At 55.7% G+C, this 17024-nt stretch carries 14 protein-coding genes; 4 read left to right on the forward strand and 10 right to left on the reverse strand.

Features of this window, described 5'->3' with window-relative positions; genetic code table 11:
• Positions 1–267: 267 nt before the first annotated feature.
• Positions 268–807 carry a DUF2058 domain-containing protein gene (locus AX755_RS22805; RefSeq protein ID WP_013096708.1) on the forward strand — a complete coding sequence of 180 codons (540 nt, stop codon included), beginning with the start codon at positions 268–270 and terminating at the stop codon, positions 805–807.
• Between the two features lie 6 nt (positions 808–813).
• Here AX755_RS22805 and AX755_RS22810 read toward each other — a convergent pair whose 3' ends face one another.
• Both AX755_RS22810 and azoR read right to left on the reverse strand, forming a co-directional pair.
• Entirely contained in the window at positions 814–1500 is a 687-nt protein-coding gene (locus tag AX755_RS22810) for an RluA family pseudouridine synthase (RefSeq protein WP_062857516.1), read from the reverse strand.
• Positions 1501–1590: 90 nt separating this feature from the next.
• The gene (gene azoR, locus AX755_RS22815; protein ID WP_013096706.1) at positions 1591–2196 is read right to left on the reverse strand and encodes an FMN-dependent NADH-azoreductase; all 606 of its coding nucleotides are present in this window, start codon (positions 2194–2196) and stop codon (positions 1591–1593) included.
• A 204-nt stretch (positions 2197–2400) separates the two neighbouring features.
• Between azoR and hrpA the strand changes: the two genes are divergently transcribed.
• Positions 2401–6303 carry an ATP-dependent RNA helicase HrpA gene (gene hrpA, locus AX755_RS22820; RefSeq protein WP_062857555.1) on the forward strand — a complete coding sequence of 1301 codons (3903 nt, stop codon included), beginning with the start codon at positions 2401–2403 and terminating at the stop codon, positions 6301–6303.
• A 64-nt stretch (positions 6304–6367) separates the two neighbouring features.
• Here hrpA and AX755_RS22825 read toward each other — a convergent pair whose 3' ends face one another.
• The 4 genes from AX755_RS22825 to AX755_RS22840 form a co-directional block, all read right to left on the reverse strand.
• A complete protein-coding gene (locus tag AX755_RS22825; RefSeq protein ID WP_062857517.1) occupies positions 6368–7027 on the reverse strand; it encodes an O-methyltransferase in 660 nt (219 codons plus the stop codon).
• An 84-nt stretch (positions 7028–7111) separates the two neighbouring features.
• A complete protein-coding gene (locus tag AX755_RS22830; RefSeq protein ID WP_057072204.1) occupies positions 7112–8491 on the reverse strand; it encodes an efflux transporter outer membrane subunit in 1380 nt (459 codons plus the stop codon).
• Positions 8488–9570: an HlyD family secretion protein gene (locus AX755_RS22835; RefSeq protein WP_062857518.1), complete on the reverse strand. Its 1083-nt coding sequence runs from the start codon at positions 9568–9570 to the stop codon at positions 8488–8490. Before AX755_RS22835 ends, AX755_RS22830 begins: the two co-directional genes overlap by 4 nt.
• Before the next feature lie 22 nt (positions 9571–9592).
• Entirely contained in the window at positions 9593–11245 is a 1653-nt protein-coding gene (locus AX755_RS22840) for an MFS transporter (RefSeq protein ID WP_032618457.1), read from the reverse strand.
• A 221-nt stretch (positions 11246–11466) separates the two neighbouring features.
• Here AX755_RS22840 and AX755_RS22845 point away from each other — a divergent pair, with 221 nt between their 5' ends.
• Positions 11467–12261: a YdcF family protein gene (locus AX755_RS22845; protein ID WP_062857519.1), complete on the forward strand. Its 795-nt coding sequence runs from the start codon at positions 11467–11469 to the stop codon at positions 12259–12261.
• 68 nt (positions 12262–12329) lie between these two features.
• Here the strand turns inward: AX755_RS22845 and AX755_RS22850 are convergent, their stop codons facing one another.
• From AX755_RS22850 to gap, 3 genes are all read right to left on the reverse strand, one after another.
• Positions 12330–12992 carry a DUF1120 domain-containing protein gene (locus AX755_RS22850; RefSeq protein WP_061771904.1) on the reverse strand — a complete coding sequence of 221 codons (663 nt, stop codon included), beginning with the start codon at positions 12990–12992 and terminating at the stop codon, positions 12330–12332.
• Between the two features lie 260 nt (positions 12993–13252).
• Positions 13253–13915: a DUF1120 domain-containing protein gene (locus AX755_RS22855; RefSeq protein WP_062857520.1), complete on the reverse strand. Its 663-nt coding sequence runs from the start codon at positions 13913–13915 to the stop codon at positions 13253–13255.
• A 250-nt stretch (positions 13916–14165) separates the two neighbouring features.
• On the reverse strand, positions 14166–15167 hold the full coding sequence (gene gap / locus AX755_RS22860; protein WP_013096696.1) for a type I glyceraldehyde-3-phosphate dehydrogenase: 1002 nt from the start codon (positions 15165–15167) through the stop codon (positions 14166–14168).
• A 189-nt stretch (positions 15168–15356) separates the two neighbouring features.
• On the opposite strand from gap, the gene cybB reads away from it, so the two are divergent.
• Positions 15357–15887: a cytochrome b561 gene (gene cybB, locus AX755_RS22865; RefSeq protein ID WP_062857521.1), complete on the forward strand. Its 531-nt coding sequence runs from the start codon at positions 15357–15359 to the stop codon at positions 15885–15887.
• 68 nt (positions 15888–15955) lie between these two features.
• On the opposite strand, the gene AX755_RS22870 is transcribed toward cybB, so the two are convergent.
• Positions 15956–17023 carry an oxidoreductase gene (locus tag AX755_RS22870; protein ID WP_062857522.1) on the reverse strand — a complete coding sequence of 356 codons (1068 nt, stop codon included), beginning with the start codon at positions 17021–17023 and terminating at the stop codon, positions 15956–15958.
• Position 17024 lies beyond the last annotated feature (1 nt).

Here is a 17024-nt window from a genome sequence, read left to right on the forward strand (position 1 = left end):
TTTTCTCCGTACCCTTATAATAAGAGAAAGGCAGCCTACGCCTGTAGAGGGTACAGATACTGAACTCACATCATATTTATGAGTTGCTCATTTTTTTTAAGAAAATGACCTGACAATTTTTAATCACTCGTTAGGCGTTAACGTTAATAAATGCTGAATGAATAATGAACCAGCCTCAGGCAACTAAATGCCATGCCTACTTCTCTAACACACGCTCCGCAATTCCCGCTATAATCCCCAAAATTTCCAACCGGTTTAAACACACTCATGACAAAACTCACCTTACAAGAGCAGATGCTGAAAGCGGGCTTAGTCTCCAGCAAGAAAATGGCCAAAGTTCAGCGCACGGCCAAGAAATCCCGCGTGCAGGCGCGTGAGGCCAGAGAGGCGGTAGAAGAGAACAAAAAAGCGCAGCTTGAGCGTGACAAACAGTTGAGCGAGCAGCAAAAACAGGCCGTGCTCGCCAAAGAGTTTAAGGCGCAGGTGAAGCAGTTGATTGAGATGAACCGCATCACGGTGGCAAAAGGCAACATCACCTTTAACTTCACCGACGGCAATCTGATCAAAAAAATCGAGGTGGATAAGGCAACCCAGACCCAGTTGATTAACGGTCGTCTGGCCATCGCGCGTCTGGTGATTAACGCTAACGGCGATTGTGAATATGCCATTATCCCGGCGGTGGTGGCGGATAAAATTGCCCAGCGCGATGCCGACAGTATTGTGCTAAACAGCGCCCTGAGTCAGGAAGAGCAGGATGAAGACGATCCGTATGCCGATTTCAAAATCCCTGACGATTTGATGTGGTAAGACGGTTCAGAACGGTGCGGCGTGACGGGCGTTAACCGGCTCGCCGCTCACCGGATGAATAAAATTCAACTGACTGGCATGCAGCATCAGCCTCGGCGTTGTTCCGCTGCCAGGCCACGTCCGTCCTCCATATAAATCGCAGCCTAAAATCGGGTGGCCCAGCAGCTGACAGTGAATGCGCAACTGGTGGGTTCGCCCCGTTTCAGGCGTCAGTTCTACCCGCGTGAACGGCATCGCCGCGTTTTGATGCAGGCGTTCCACCACCCGATAGCGGGAACGGGCGGGTTTGCCGTTAACGGCACAGATCGACATCAGCGGAAACAGCGCCGGATCTTTGGCAATCGGCGCATCAATCACCCCTTCATCGTTTTCCAGGTGGCCGCAAAGCAGGGCGCTGTAGACTTTTTCCACGCTGCGCTGGCTGAACTGCTGGCACAGCGCGGCGTTGATCGACTTATTACGTGCAATCACCATCAGGCCGGACGTGCCAAAATCCAGGCGATGCACCAGCGTGCAGCCAGGAAAGTTTTGAACCAGACGATAGTGCACCGAATCGAGATTTTGCGGATTTTTACCCGAGAGGCTAAGCATACCGGAAGGTTTATTGATCAGCAGCAGATGTTCATCCTGCCAGAGGATCGCAATGTCGTCATGACACGGTGGGGCTATAAAAGAATCAATAATCGCAGACATCAGGCCGCCCGGCTGGAGAGTGGGAGCGGATGATAACGAAATGCGGGAGAAAAGAAAAACCCTCTCACCGGGCGGTGAGAGGGGGAAATCTTAGGCAGCCACCAAGCTGTCGATCGCGGCTTTCGCGTCGGTCTGTGCTTTGGTCGCCACTTCAGGACCGTAAGCGATACCTTCTGCAAACACGAAGTTCACGTCGGTGATCCCGATGAAGCCCAGGAACAGGCTCATGTACGGCGCAACCAGGTCGGTTGGGGTATCTTTATGAATACCGCCACGGCTGGTCAGCACGATGGCACGCTTGCCTTTCACCAGACCTTCCGGGCCATTTTCGGTGTAACGGAAGGTAACACCAGCGCGAGCCACCAGGTCGAAGTAGTTCTTCAGCTGGGTTGGGATGTTGAAGTTGTACATTGGGGCGTTGATCACGATTACGTCGTGCGCCTGCAGTTCAGCAATCAGCTCATCAGAGAGCGCCAGGGCTTCCTGCTGGCGTGGGCTCAGCGGTGCATCGCTTGGACGCAGCGCGCCAACCAGCTCGCCATCCAGCACAGGAATTGGGTTTGCAGCCAGGTCACGCACGGTGATTTGGTCTGCGGAATGGTGTTCACGCCACTGTTCAACGAAGTAATCAGACAGCTGACCAGACTGAGAGTACCCTGCCAGAATACTGGATTTCAAAACTAATACTTTGCTCATGGGTGATTCCTGTTTTGCATTTGATTGAAGGGGGTTGCCCCGTTGCTTGTTGACACTTTATTCACAATCCTGCCACAGAGATAGCGCAATATATCGAAGCCTATGTTCGAATTTTTTGAATAAGGCGTGGAAAGCGCTGATGTGGTACTCTATAGCAATCATTACAAAGAGATTTTATCCGGCAGTGCACTGCCCGTTAATGTTATGACAGAACAACAAAAACTGACCTTCCCGATGCTCCTGCAACAGCTTGATTCACTGATGCTGCGCGATAAACAGCGCTTTGCTCGCCGCTTGCACGGGGTGAAGAAGGTTAAAAATCCTGATGCACAACAGGCCATTTTCCAGGAGATGGCGAAAGAGATTGAACGGGCGGCAGGGAAAGTTGTGCTGCGCGAAGCGGCACGTCCGGCAATCACCTATCCTGAAAATCTGCCCGTCAGTCAGAAGAAGCAGGAGATCCTCAACGCCGTGCGCGACCACCAGGTGGTGATCGTGGCGGGGGAGACCGGCTCGGGGAAAACCACACAGCTGCCAAAAATCTGTATGGAGCTCGGCCGCGGAGTGAAGGGCCTGATTGGTCATACCCAGCCGCGTCGTCTGGCGGCGCGTACCGTGGCGAACCGTATTGCCGAGGAGCTGCAAACGGAGCCGGGCGGCTGCATCGGTTATAAGGTGCGTTTCAGCGACCATGTGAGCGATAACACCATGGTCAAGCTGATGACCGACGGTATCCTGCTGGCGGAAATTCAGCAGGATCGTCTGCTGATGCAGTACGACACCATCATTATTGATGAGGCGCACGAGCGCAGTCTGAACATCGACTTCCTGCTCGGCTACCTTAAAGAGCTACTGCCGCGTCGCCCGGATCTGAAAATTATCATCACCTCCGCGACCATCGACCCGGAGCGTTTCTCAAAACATTTCAATAACGCACCGATTATTGAAGTTTCCGGTCGTACCTATCCGGTAGAAGTGCGCTATCGCCCGATCGTGGAGGAGGCGGAGGATACCGAGCGCGACCAGTTGCAGGCAATTTTCGACGCCGTTGACGAACTGGGCAATGAGAGCGCGGGCGACATTCTGATCTTTATGAGCGGCGAGCGTGAGATCCGCGATACCGCCGACGCGCTCAGCAAGCGCGATCTGCGCCACACGGAAATTTTGCCGCTTTACGCACGTCTCTCCAACAGTGAACAGAACCGCGTGTTCCAGCCACACAGCGGGCGCCGCATCGTGCTGGCAACCAACGTGGCGGAAACCTCGCTGACCGTGCCGGGCATCAAGTATGTGATTGATCCGGGTACGGCGCGTATCAGCCGCTACAGCTACCGCACCAAGGTACAGCGTCTGCCGATTGAGCCGGTTTCACAGGCGTCGGCCAACCAGCGTAAAGGGCGCTGTGGACGTGTGTCGGAGGGGATCTGTATTCGTCTCTATTCAGAAGACGATTTCCTCTCCCGCCCGGAGTTTACCGACCCGGAGATCCTGCGCACCAACCTCGCTTCCGTCATCCTGCAGATGACCGCGCTGGGGCTGGGCGATATCGCCGCTTTCCCGTTTGTCGAAGCGCCAGACAAACGCAATATTCAGGACGGTGTACGCCTGCTGGAAGAGCTGGGGGCGATCACCACTGACGAGCAGGCCACCGCGTATAAACTGACGCCGCTGGGACGGCAGCTCAGCCAGTTGCCGGTGGACCCGCGTCTGGCGCGCATGGTGCTGGAAGCGCAAAAACACGGCTGCGTGCGTGAGGCGATGATCATCACCTCGGCGCTCTCAATACAGGATCCGCGTGAACGGCCAATGGACAAACAGCAGGCGTCGGATGAAAAACACCGTCGCTTCCACGACAAAGAGTCGGATTTCCTTGCCTTCGTGAACCTGTGGAACTACCTCGGCGAGCAGCAGAAAGCGTTGTCATCTAACCAGTTCCGCCGTCAGTGCCGCGTGGATTTCCTCAACTACCTGCGCGTGCGCGAGTGGCAGGATATCTACACCCAACTGCGCCAGGTGGTGAAAGAGTTGGGTATTCCGGTGAACAGTGAACCGGCGGAGTACCGCGAAATTCACATCGCATTGCTAACCGGACTGCTGTCCCATATCGGCATGAAGGATGCCGAAAAGCAGGAGTATACCGGTGCGCGCAACGCCCGTTTCTCTATCTTCCCCGGCTCCGGGTTGTTCAAGAAACCACCCAAGTGGACCATGGTTGCCGAACTGGTGGAAACCAGCCGTCTGTGGGGGCGTATTGCCGCGCGTATCGATCCGGAATGGGTAGAGCCGGTGGCGCAACACCTGCTGAAACGCTCATACAGTGAACCGCACTGGGAGCGCGCGCAGGGGGCGGTGATGGCAACCGAAAAAGTGACCGTCTACGGCCTGCCGGTGGTGGCCGCGCGTAAAGTCAACTACAGCCAGATTGACCCGGCGCTGTGCCGCGAGCTGTTTATCCGCCACGCGCTGGTGGAGGGCGACTGGCAGACCCGTCACGCCTTCTTCCGTGAAAACCTCAAGCTGCGTGCTGAAGTGGAAGAGCTGGAGCACAAATCCCGTCGTCGCGACATTCTGGTGGATGACGAGACGCTGTTCGAATTTTACGACCAGCGCATCAGCCACGATGTCATTTCCGCCCGTCACTTTGACAGCTGGTGGAAGAAGGCCAGCAAAGAGACGCCGGACCTGCTCAACTTTGAAAAGAGCATGCTGATTAAAGAAGGGGCGGAGTCGGTCAGTAAGCTCGACTACCCGAACTTCTGGCATCAGGGCAACCTTAAGCTGCGGCTGACCTATCAGTTTGAGCCGGGAACGGACGCGGATGGTGTCACCGTTCATATCCCGCTGCCACTGCTAAACCAGGTGGATGAGAGTGGATTTGAGTGGCAAATTCCCGGCCTGCGCCGCGAACTGGTGATTGCGCTGATCAAATCGCTGCCGAAACCGGTGCGGCGTAACTTTGTTCCGGCCCCTAACTACGCCGAAGCGTTTTTAGGCCGCGTGACGCCGCTGGAACTGCCGCTGCTGGATGCGCTGGAGCGTGAGTTCCGCCGCATGACCGGTACCACCATTGACCGCGAAGACTGGAACTGGGATCAGGTGCCCGATCACCTGAAAATCACCTTCCGCGTGGTGGACGATAAAAACAAGAAGCTGCAGGAAGGCGGTTCGCTCACCGCGCTGAAAGAGGCGCTGAAAGGCAAAGTGCAGGAGACCTTGTCCGCGGTGGCGGATGATGGGATTGAGCAGAGCGGGCTGCACATCTGGAGCTTTGGTCAGCTCCCCGAAAGCTACGAGCAAAAACGCGGCAACTACAAAGTGAAGGCCTGGCCTGCGCTGGTGGATGAGCGCGACAGCGTGGCGATCAAGCTGTTTGATAACCCGCAGGAACAGCAGCAGATGATGTGGCGCGGGCTGCGCCGCCTGTTGCTGCTCAACATCCCGTCGCCGATCAAGTATCTGCACGAGAAGCTGCCGAACAAAGCCAAGCTGGGGCTGTACTTTAACCCGTACGGCAAAGTGCTGGATCTGATCGACGACTGCATCTCCTGCGGCGTGGACAAGCTGATCCACGAGGCGGGCGGTCCGGTCTGGTCAGAAGAGGGCTTTGCTCAGCTTCATGAAAAGGTACGCGCGGAGCTGAACGACACCGTGGTCGATATTGCCAAACAGGTCGAGCAGATCCTCACCACCGTGTTCAATATCAACAAACGCCTGAAAGGGCGCGTGGATATGACCATGGCGCTGGGGCTGTCGGATGTCAAAGCGCAGATGGCGGGCCTGGTGTACCGGGGCTTTGTCACCGGCAATGGCTTCAACCGTCTCGGCGACACGCTGCGTTACCTGCAGGCGATTGAAAAACGGCTGGAAAAAATGGCCATCGATCCGCATCGTGACCGTGCCCAGATGCTGAAAGTGGAAAACGTGCAGCAGGCGTGGCAGCAGTGGTTGAACAAACTACCACCGGCACGTCGTGACGATGAAGACGTTCAGGCGATCCGCTGGATGATCGAAGAGTTACGCGTCAGCTTCTTTGCCCAGCAGCTCGGTACGCCATATCCGATTTCGGATAAACGTATTTTGCAGGCGATGGAGCAGATTTCGGCTTAACACCCTGTTTTCTCCCTCTCCCGGTGGGAGAGGGCCGGGGTGAGGGCATCAGGCCGCACAATTTTCACCCGTTCACAATTGCCAGCGTAAACCCATCCCACCCCTTAACCCCGACCGTTTGCAGCGCGGTGGTGGTTAAGCGCGGATTGTCCCCCATCATCTCGATAAACCGGCGAACATCCTGCACGCGCGCGTCGTCGCTTTGGCCGTTAATCACTTCGCCATCGCGCACCACGTTATCGCCGATAATCACCGTGCCGGGGCGGGAGTAGTGCAGCGCCCATTCGAGGTAGCCGGGATTGTTTGGCTTATCAGCATCAATAAAGATCAGGTCGAACGGCGGAACGTCGCCAAAATTTTCCAGAGAAGTCAGCGCCGGGCCTTCGATGAGTTCAATGCGTTGGTTGAGACCGGCAAGCTGAATATTCTGCCGCGCCACGCGGGCATGCGTGGAATCGGCCTCAAGCGTAATCAGCTTTCCGTCCGGCGGCAGGGCGCGCGCCATCCAGATTGAACTGTAAGCACCCAGCGTTCCGATCTCCAGAACGCGCCGCGCCTGCGTCATGCGCACGAACAGTGCCAGCAGTTGCCCCTGATTGGCCGCAACATCGTGTTCGGGGAGTCCGGCGCGCTGGTTGTTTTCCAGTACCTTGCTCAGTACCTCATCTTCAGGAATAAGCGACGAAATCATGAAATTATCAACTGCAGACCACTGTTGTTGCATAAATTGTCTCCTGAGGGGGAATCGCCGGGTGGCGGCTGCGCCTTACCCGGCCTGCGTGACGAAATCCAGGCCCGTTAAGCGCCTTCAGACATTGACCCAACCGCCGCCCAGCGCTTTATACAAATCAATCTGCGCCAGCAGCAGGTTATTTTTCACCTGCACCACGTTGGTTTGCACCGAGTAAAGTGTACGCTGTGCGTCGAGCACATCCAGATAAGATGAATAGCCGTTGCGATAGCGGTTCTGCGCAATGCGCAGCGTCTCCTGGGCCACCTCCTGCTGGGCCAGCAGTTCGCTAAGTTGTTCCTGATAACGCGTGATGGCGTCAAGGCTGTTGTTCACTTCGGCAAACGCATTGCGCACGGTTTTCTCATAGGCGTACAGCGCCTGATTACGCTGCGACTGGGAGATATCCACCTGCGCATTCAATGCCTGGCGGTTCAGCAGCGGGGCGAGAATACTGCCGCCTGCGCTCCAGAGCTGCAGAGGGTTGTCCAGCAGTCCGGAAAGGGTGCGATCCTGAATCGATCCGGTCGCCGTCAGGTTGATCGACGGCAACAGGCTGGCGCGCGAGGCGGCAAGGCTGGCATCGGCCGCAATAAGCTGACGCTCCGCCTGAACGATGTCAGGTCGTCGGTTAAGCAACGATGACGGCAGCTGTGAAGGCAGCCTGAGCGGGGTAAGCATGCTGAAGCTTTCACTGCGCGCCACCTCGCCCGGGTTACTGCCCAGCAGCAGACTCAGGGCATTCTCTTGCTGCGCGATCTGATGCTGCAGCAGCGGCACCTGCGCCCGGGTGGCCCGCAGCTCAGAGTCAGACTGCATCAGCTCCAGGCGCGAACTGTAGCCCGTTTCAAACTGCCGTTTAGCAAGATTAAATGCCTCTTCGCGTGATTTCAGCGTGGATTCGGTGACGCGAAGCTGTTCGTCAAGCGAGAGCAGGGTGACATACCCGGAGGCCACCGACGAGGCGACAGTTAAATCTGCGGCAGCGGCGGCGGCTTTTTGCGCCTCCAGCGAGGCCTGCGCGGCATTGGCCGTGCTGCGGTTGACGCCCCAGATATCCACATCATAGCTGGCGGTGAGGCTGCCTTTGTACAGCGTACTGTATACCGGTAACCCCGTGGCGGCCGATTGCGTCCGGGCGCGGGTGCCGGTTACGCCCGCATCCAGCGACGGAAACAGGCTGCCGTCCGCGGCATAGACTCTTGCCTGATACTCATTGATCCGTTCGCGGGCGATCAGCACGTCGCTGTTATTTTTCAGCGCCTGATCCACGTAGCGGTTGAGGTTGTTGTCGTGAAAATTTCGCCACCAGAGTTGTTCAGGCGCGCTGGCGGGGCCGGATGCCGCCCGCCACTGGGCAGGAATGTGCAGTGACGGTTGGGCAGGTTTTACATCCACCGACTGGCATCCGGTAAGCAGCACGGCAACCAGCAGGCTGGCTAGCGGGCGAAGGGTCATTGCTTCGCCTCCCGCGTATCAATGGTCACCTGTACCGACATGCCAGGACGTAGCAGTGCTGACTCTTCAGGTTTACCCAGCACTTCGATACGCACCGGAATACGCTGGGCGATTTTGACAAAGTTCCCGGTGGCGTTATCCGGCGTGATGGCACTGAATTCGACGCCGGTCGCCGGGGAGATGCTCTCCACGCGGCCCTGATAGGCTTTGTTATTGAGCGCATCGACGGTAAATTTCACCGGCTGGCCCACGCGCAGCTCCGCGAGCTGGGTCTCTTTAATATTGGCGATCACCCAGTGCTGCGGCGGTACCAGGGTGGTGAGATGGGTCCCGGCCGTGACATACGCGCCCAGACGCACCGCGATCTGCCCCAGCTGGCCGTCACGCGGCGCCACAATGCGGGTGTTTTGCAGGTCGATTTGTGCCAGCTCCAGCGCCGCTTTGGCGTTTTCCACATCCGCCTCCAGCGCACCGCGATTCACAATTACCGTCTGTAGATCCTGGCGCGACATTTCAAGCGTCGCTTTGGCCTGCTCAATATCGGCGCTGCCCTGGGCCGCGCTGGCCAGCGCCGCGTCGCGTTCGCGGATGGAGAGCGAGCCGTCAGCCGTCAGATCTTTCACCCGCTTTAAATCCGCCTGGGTTTTCAGACTCTGGGCGCGGGCATTTTTCAGCGCAGCGTCATTTTTTACGATGACGGCTTCAGCGCTTTTACGCTGCTGGAGATTGTTATTCAGGGCGGCAATTTTCATCGCCAGCTGCGCCTCGGCCTGATGTACCCGCTGGCGATAGATACGGTCATCGATCTGCAACAGCAGCTCGCCTTTTTTAACCTGCGCGAAATCCTGTACCTTCACTTCGGTGATATAGCCATTCACCTGCGGGCTGATGAACGTGGTCTGGCCGCGCACGTAAGCGTTATCGGTAAACTGCGCGTGGCGGGTGAACGGCGGCAACTGCCACGCATAAAGGATCACCAGCACGCCGACAATACCGATGGCAGCGGCGGTGAAAACGGAAACAATGCGCACATTTTTGCGGGTGTTGGCCTGCTCTTTGGCGGCATCCTGCTGACTCATAAACTCTCCAGAAATATTTCAATTATTTGTTGCCGGTGGCGTTCTTAAGCGCCATACGGGCAGTGATGCGCAGGCGCAGCAAGCGCCATAAAATCCAGATCAGCGTGGCCGCGGCAATACTCGCGGTCAGTAAATAGGTGTCGTTGTAAGCCAGAATGTTTGCCTCAAGGGCGGTCACCGTCTGCAACTGGGTGATCGCCTGCGTGCCCAACAGGGCGCTGTCGCCAATCAGGCTTTTGTACATCTGGGTATAAAGCTGAATCCGCTCGTTAACCAGCGGATTGAGCGTGGTGAGCTGGTCCGCCAGCAGGCTGGAGTGATACTTTTCGCGCCAGGTCTGGAAGGTACCGAGAATAGCTGAGCCCAGCAGGCCGCCGAGGTTCTGGCTCATGCCAAACATTACCGAGAAGCTCACCAGATTACGCGGGTCGGCGATGACGCCGCCAATGGCGGCCAGCATCGCGGGGGCGAGGAAGAAGGCGCTGCCAAAGCCCAGCAGGAACTGGCTGAGCATCAACTGATCCGGGCGCGTCAGGTTGTTGGACTGGCTGTCCAGCAGCGAGGCGACAATCATCAGCACCAGGGAGGTGATAATCGGCCACGCCAGTTTGGTCGGTTTAATGGTCAGACAGCTGGTGACGATCCCGCAGACGATCCCGGCAAATATGGACCACGCCAGGTGCGTCATCTGCTCGTTCTGTAACCCCACGTACTGCAGCCAGCCGATGACGCCGGTGTTTTGCTCGGCCAGCACGATGCGGATCAGCAGCATAATCAACCCAAGGCGCACGATACTGCCGCTCGACAGCCAGCGGGTGTTCAGCAGCGGGTTACTGCGGTTATGTTCAAACACGATGGCGGAAACAATCAGCACCAGCGAGAGCGCCAGCGACCAGCCGATCCACGGCGCTTCAAACCACCAGTCCAGACGGCCCAGCGACAGCACCGCGCACAGCAGCGCCATACCCGGTGCCAGTAAAAAGAAGGTGATAAAGTCTTTTTTCTCAAAGACCTTACGCCGATCGCCCGGCGGCAGTTTCAGCGCAATCACGCACGCCAGCGAGATGAGGGCCAGCCCCAGCTCGAAGAAATAGAGCCCGCGCCACTCATCAAGCTGCAACAGCTCGGTTGAAAAGAGCCGCGCCAGCGGAATGGCCAGCGACGAGCCGGTGATGCCAATGGTCAACGCCTTCAGGCGGTGTTTCGCCGGCCAGGCCTGGATCTGGTAATAAATCCCCAGCGAGCTGAGCGCGGCGGCCACCATCCCGTGCGCGGCGCGCACCATCAGCGCCGAGCTAAGATCGTTGACAAACAGGTGGAAAAAAGTGACCAGCACATACAGCACCAGAAAACCTTCGGTGAAGGCGCGCAGACCGTACTGCTGGCGGAATTTCACCAGCAGCAGGTTAATGGAGATATTGGTCATTACATAGACCGCCGGTAGCCAGGCGATCTCGGTTGACCAGGCGCCAAAGGTGCCCTGCAAATTTTGCAGGTTGGCGGTGACTACCGCATTCCCCAGGGCGCCCGTCAGGCAAACCAGCAGACCGACAACGCCATAGGCAATCCGCTTTGGCGTGCTGTGCTCCGGCGTGGAGGGTGAACCCAGCAGGGCGGGTTTCTCGTGTGGCTGCCACTCGCGAGGAGCATAAGGGTCGCGTTCGGGCAGGCGCATAACGTCGTTTACCTTTGATAAAATGGGAGAATTAACAGGCTGGCGATTCTACGTCTGCCGTAAAACATAATACAAGTGAATATGATTTACGCATGTTAATCAAATGTTGAACTGAAGGTTTTAGGAAAAAGAGCGGCCTTATCTCTGGCACTTTAGGAATCAACGCCTGTTTTGACGCGACAAGTGCGGTACGCTAATCCAAATGCTGTAAGGAGGTTATGATGATACCGACAATTTTTCCCTGTTTGTCCGGCAGCACGCTCAGTGCCGTAAACACGGTTGGGCAGTGGCTGGCGCAGGATGACCTGCAACCGGGTCAGTCTGTGGATATGGTGATTCTGGCGGGGAATGCCGTCATTCCAACCATCGAAGCTGCCTGCCGTCTGGCGGCGGAGCAGGGGGTGCCCATGATCATTAGCGGAGGCATCGGACACTCCACCACTTTTCTCTATGCCGCGATTGCGAAACATCCGCGCTATCACACCATTCCCACCACGGGCCGGGCAGAGGCGGCCATCCTGGCGGATATCGCCCGTCAATTCTGGCAGATCCCGGCCGACCGGGTGTGGGTGGAAGATCAGTCAACGAACTGCGGGGAGAATGCCCGCTTTAGCCGCGAATTAATGAAGCACCATCAGTTTGCCCCTGAAAGGGTGCTGGTGGTGCAGGATCCAACCATGCAGCGCCGTACCATGGCAACGTTCGCCCGCGTATGCCGGGACGAACCCGTATCGCCGGAATGGGTGAGCCACGCGGGCTTTACGCCCGTCCTGCAAAACGGCGACGATGGACTGGCGTTCAGCGATTCCGGTGAAGGGCTCTGGCCGGTGGAACGCTATTTGTCGCTGGTGCTGGGGGAACTGCCGCGCCTGCGCGACGACGTTAACGGTTACGGTCCGGCAGGGCGTGATTTTATTGCCCACGTGACGATACCCGATGAGGTCGAGGCGGCGTGGAATATCTTACGCAACGATGTCATTTTGACCGATGCGCTGGTAAGCCGATCCCTGTTGTGAATGTGGACGCGTAAAAAATACCGGGCCAGCGTTAGCCGCTGACCCGGTATTGAATAAAGGGCGAATAATTACAGATAAACCAGCGTCATGGTGTTCTGGCCGTCCAGCGCGGTGTCGTCGGTAATGGCCAGGGTGGAGGTATCCCAGATCACCAGGTTGGTCACGAAGTTAAAGTTAGCCGTGGTGATGGCCAATGGGGTGGTGGTGCCGGTTTGAGCAAAGGCGATGGTCTGGTACGCATCGCTGCGCGGAACACCGGTTTTTTTCCATTTGGTTGCGGACCAGTCGTGGTTTTGTCCAATACTGTCGGCGGTTTTACCGTCTACGGTGACATCGGTCATCCACATGCCATAGTTACCAATCTTTTTACCGTCGTTCGTCATACCGACGCCATAAGTATAATATTTTGCCGTCTGATTCGTATTACCCGCAATATCAACCGGCAGCTGCGCGTTGCTGTTGCCGCGGTTATCGATAATGGTAAAGCCTACTTTTGTAGGCGCGGTGCAGTTAATGGCCACAGGTATCTGTTTCTGGCCGATTTTATTATTTGATGTTTCGGATAATTCACCGAGGCGAATATAGCCGTAATCAATAACGCCGCCGTTACCCAGCTCAGCAGTACATGCTGCATTAGTTAAAGTACCTTTAACCTGGATAACAGCCGTTCCGGCTGCGAAAACAGAGGTGGTGCTAAAAGCGATGGCAGTAGCCAGAATGACTTTTTTCATCCTTGATTTTCCTTTTCTTGAGTGTAATACGTACGGGGAAGATAAGAGAACGCAGCGATGGCGCCCTCATTCATCTGGCGGGAATAATATTTATTATTAGGTTTTTGGTATATTTATTAAAAATGAATTTATTTTGTAGAAAAAATAAAGGCGTGCGTGAACGACAAATGAAAGGAATCCTTTTATTTGTTATGTGAATATAACAGTGGTAAAAGTACCGGTTCAGGCGAAAGCTGAACCGGTATAAGCAAATTACATGATTAGAGATATACCAGCGTCATCGTCGCCTGACCGTCGAGAGGGGTATCGTCGGTAATGGCCAGCGATGTGGTATCGCGAATCATCAGGTTAGTAACAAAGTTGAAGTTAGCGGTGGTGATGGCGATAGGTGCCTCCGTCCCGGTTGCCGCAAAGGAGGTGGTGGAGAACGCATCGCTGCGTGGAATACCGGATTTACGCCATTTAGTCGCTTCCCAGTCATGGTTTTGGGTCACGGGGTCTACCGTGTTGCCATCCGCCGTGACGTCCGTCATCCACATGCCGTAGTCACCAATTTTTACGCCTTCGGTCGTGGTGCCCACGCCGTAGGTATAATATTTAGCAGACTGGTTCAGGTTACCACCAATATCCAGCGGCAGCTGTGCGTTGCTGTCGCCACGGTTATCAAGAATGGTAAAGCCCACTTTGGTTGGCGCAGTACAAGTAATGGTGACAGGCACCTGTTTTTCACCCAACTTGTTATTTTCCGTTGCAGAGAGTTCTCCGAGACGAATATAGCCGTAATCAATGACCCCGCCGTTACCGATAGAAGGCGAACAGGCCGCATTGGTCAGAGTCCCTTGTACTTTTAATACAGCGGTAGGTTCTGCGAAAGCTGATGCGCTGGCCAGTGCAATTAATGAAGTCAAAATAACTTTTTTCATTGTTGTTCCTTAACAATTTCATTGGTGGTGTTTGTTTTGACAGACCGCTTGCCTGTCTTGTGATTTATATTATTGGGAGTGTTTATAAAATTAAAGCAAGCATATTTAAAACTTCATTTTAGAAGTTCTAATGATAATTAAGATATGATTCAAAAATTCCGTGAATAATTTTATTCTGGAAAACAGATGATAAATAATAAGCGGTGCGGTAAGGGAGAGCGACGGATGGTATGACCACCCGTCAGCGTTATTAAAGTGCGGCATATTTATCAAGCGTGCGCACCAGCTGCGTCACAAAGCCATACTCGTTGTCATACCAGGCGACGGCTTTCACCAGCTGCAGTTCGCCCGCCTCGGTCACTTCGGTCTGCGTGGCGTCAAACACCGAGCCAAAGTGCGAGCCAATCACATCTGATGACACAATCTCTTCATCGGTATAGCCAAAGGATTTATTTCCCTGCGTCGCTTTTTTCAGTGCGGCATTCACCTCTTCAACGGTGACCTTTTTGCCCAGAATGGCGACCAGTTCCGTTACCGAGCCGGTTTTCACCGGTACGCGCTGGGCATGACCTTTCAGTTTGCCGCTGAGGGCCGGGATCACCAGGCCAATCGCTTTGGCGGCACCCGTGGTGTGGGGAATGATGTTCTCCGCCGCCGCGCGTGAGGCGCGCAGATCTTTCCCGCGCGGACCATCCACCAGCGCCTGGGTACCGGTATAGGCGTGAATGGTGGTCATGGTGCCCACTTTAATCTCAAAAGCATCGTGCAGGGCTTTTGCCAGCGGGGCGAGGCAGTTGGTGGTGCAGGAGGCGACAGAGATAATGGTATCACTGGCGTCAATGGTGTCGTCGTTAACGTTAAACACAATGGTTTTCATCTCACCTGCCGGCGCGGAGATCAGGACTTTTTTGGCGCCAGCATCCAGATGCGCTCTGGATTTTTCTTCCGACGTATAAAAACCGGTGCATTCCACGACGATATCCACCCCAGCGGCTTTCCACGGGATATGTCTGGCCTCTTTCTCGGCGTACACCGCGATGGTTTTACCGTCCACAATCAGCGCGTCTTCGGTGAAATCCACGCTCCACGGGAAGCCGCCGTAGTTAGAATCATGCCGGAGCAGATAGGCCAGCACTTTGGGAGAGGTGAGGTCGTTGATGGCGACGACGGTGTTGCTGTCCTGGGTTTCAAGAAGGCGACGAAGTACCAGGCGTCCAATGCGTCCAAATCCGTTAATGCCAATTTTACTCATGGTTTTCTCCTGTAAACGTGTCGATGCGACAGTTTGAACTTATCCAGGCTTAGACCATGAGGGGCGGGGCAGCAATTGAAGATGCTTCATGCCCCGGGAAGTATTTGAAAATCCATACAGAAAAGTTAATGAATTTTTAAGGAAAGGTCGTTATGTTGGCGCGGTAACTGTTTTTTATCGGAAAATCACATGCGCACTAAATATACAGGCCTGCAAATCGGCATTCACTGGCTGGTGTTTCTGTTAGTTATCGTCGCCTACTGCGCCATGGAGTTCAGAGGCTTCTTTCCGCGTACCGACCGACCGCTGATCAATATGATCCACGTCTCATGCGGGATCGCTATCCTGGTTTTGATGGTGACACGTCTGCTGGTGCGCCTGAAGTTCCGAGCGCCGCCGATTGAGCCGAAACCGAAAGCGATGATCACAGGCCTTTCGCATCTGGGGCATCTGGTGATTTATATGCTGTTTATTGCTTTGCCGCTGATTGGCCTGGTGATGATGTATAACCGTGGAAACGACTGGTTTGCCTTTGGCATCGCCATGCCGCACGCGGCGGAATCCAACTTTGATCTGGCTGATGGGCTAAAAGAGTGGCACGAGACGCTGGCGAACCTTGGCTATTTTGTCATTGGCCTGCACGCAGCGGCGGCGCTGATGCATCACTATTTCTGGAAAGATAATACGCTGCTGCGCATGATGCCGAAAAAGCGGCAATAGCCCTCAACACTTTTGCCGCCTTTCTCGCCGGGTGGCGCTGCGCTTACCCGGCCTACAAAACCCATTTTTTATTGCAGCAGAGCACGCTCTTCAGCCGTTAACGCCAGCCCCTGGGTTGACCCGGTCTCTGACGATTTCACCGCCGCTTCCAGTACCGCCATCACCGCTAACGCCTCGACAGGATGAACCGGATTGGCAATCTTCCCGAGCAGAGCATCGCGCACATTAATGTAATACTGGCGCTGATCGCCTTTCGGCGTGGTAATGGTCTGCGGCGCGCCGTCAGCCCCAAAGAAGACCATACTGTCGCTGTCCTCACCCCAGGTTTCACTTCCCGGAACGATGCCAGTCAGCAGCTGGGCTTCCTGCTGATCGATACGGGCCTTCACCACGCTGCCCTTATCCCCATGGACGGTAAAGCGCGCGGTACCCCCGGCGACCAGCATGCTGGCGTGCAAAATAACCTTATGATCAGGGTAGTTTAAGACCACATGCGCCCAGTCGTTCACTTCCGCGCCGTCGCGCAGCGTCGCGATATTCCCTTGCACCGAGTGAGGCAGACCAAAGAGCTGTAGCGTCTGGTCGATCAGATGCGGCCCCAGGTCAAACCACAGCCCGCTTCCCGGTACGTTCTGTTCTCTCCAGCGCACGCGCACTTCCGGGCGGAAGCGGTCAATGTGCGACTCAAACAGTTTCACCTTCCCGAGGGTGCCCTGTGTGATAACGTCCTTAATGCCCAGGAAATCACTGTCCCAGCGGCGGTTGTGGAACACGGAGAGCAGAAGCTGCTTTTCCTCCGCCAGGGCAATAAGATCGCGCGCTTCCTGCATATCGAGCGTGAAGGGTTTATCCACCACCACGTGTTTTCCGGCGTTCAGGGCCAGCGTGGCCAGCGGAGCATGGGTGGCGTTAGGGGAGGCGATCACCACCAGGTCAATATCCGGGTGCGTAATGGCCTCTTCCGGGGTAGCAACCACCTGCACATCCGGCAGATCGCGCTTAACTTTTTCCTCATCACGGGAGGAAACCACCGCCAGCGTAAGCCCGTCCACAGACTGGATGAGCGGGGCATGGAAGGTTTTACCGACAAAACCATACCCGATCAGCGCAATGTTGATTGACTTCATTTTACTCATG

Origin of the sequence: Enterobacter sp. SENG-6 (assembly GCF_001605945.1) — a bacterium.
GTDB classification, from domain to species: domain Bacteria; phylum Pseudomonadota; class Gammaproteobacteria; order Enterobacterales; family Enterobacteriaceae; genus Enterobacter; species Enterobacter cloacae.

What these genes read in the sequence shown, in the direction of transcription:
- AX755_RS22805 (WP_013096708.1), top strand. Translation starts at nt 268, where the DNA reads ATGACAAAACTCACCTTACAAGAGCAGATGCTGAAAGCGGGCTTAGTC.
- AX755_RS22810 (WP_062857516.1), bottom strand. Translation starts at nt 1,500, where the DNA reads ATGTCTGCGATTATTGATTCTTTTATAGCCCCACCGTGTCATGACGAC.
- azoR (WP_013096706.1), bottom strand. Translation starts at nt 2,196, where the DNA reads ATGAGCAAAGTATTAGTTTTGAAATCCAGTATTCTGGCAGGGTACTCT.
- hrpA (WP_062857555.1), top strand. Translation starts at nt 2,401, where the DNA reads ATGACAGAACAACAAAAACTGACCTTCCCGATGCTCCTGCAACAGCTT.
- AX755_RS22825 (WP_062857517.1), bottom strand. Translation starts at nt 7,027, where the DNA reads ATGCAACAACAGTGGTCTGCAGTTGATAATTTCATGATTTCGTCGCTT.
- AX755_RS22830 (WP_057072204.1), bottom strand. Translation starts at nt 8,491, where the DNA reads ATGACCCTTCGCCCGCTAGCCAGCCTGCTGGTTGCCGTGCTGCTTACC.
- AX755_RS22835 (WP_062857518.1), bottom strand. Translation starts at nt 9,570, where the DNA reads ATGAGTCAGCAGGATGCCGCCAAAGAGCAGGCCAACACCCGCAAAAAT.
- AX755_RS22840 (WP_032618457.1), bottom strand. Translation starts at nt 11,245, where the DNA reads ATGCGCCTGCCCGAACGCGACCCTTATGCTCCTCGCGAGTGGCAGCCA.
- AX755_RS22845 (WP_062857519.1), top strand. Translation starts at nt 11,467, where the DNA reads ATGATACCGACAATTTTTCCCTGTTTGTCCGGCAGCACGCTCAGTGCC.
- AX755_RS22850 (WP_061771904.1), bottom strand. Translation starts at nt 12,992, where the DNA reads ATGAAAAAAGTCATTCTGGCTACTGCCATCGCTTTTAGCACCACCTCT.
- AX755_RS22855 (WP_062857520.1), bottom strand. Translation starts at nt 13,915, where the DNA reads ATGAAAAAAGTTATTTTGACTTCATTAATTGCACTGGCCAGCGCATCA.
- gap (WP_013096696.1), bottom strand. Translation starts at nt 15,167, where the DNA reads ATGAGTAAAATTGGCATTAACGGATTTGGACGCATTGGACGCCTGGTA.
- cybB (WP_062857521.1), top strand. Translation starts at nt 15,357, where the DNA reads ATGCGCACTAAATATACAGGCCTGCAAATCGGCATTCACTGGCTGGTG.
- AX755_RS22870 (WP_062857522.1), bottom strand. Translation starts at nt 17,023, where the DNA reads ATGAGTAAAATGAAGTCAATCAACATTGCGCTGATCGGGTATGGTTTT.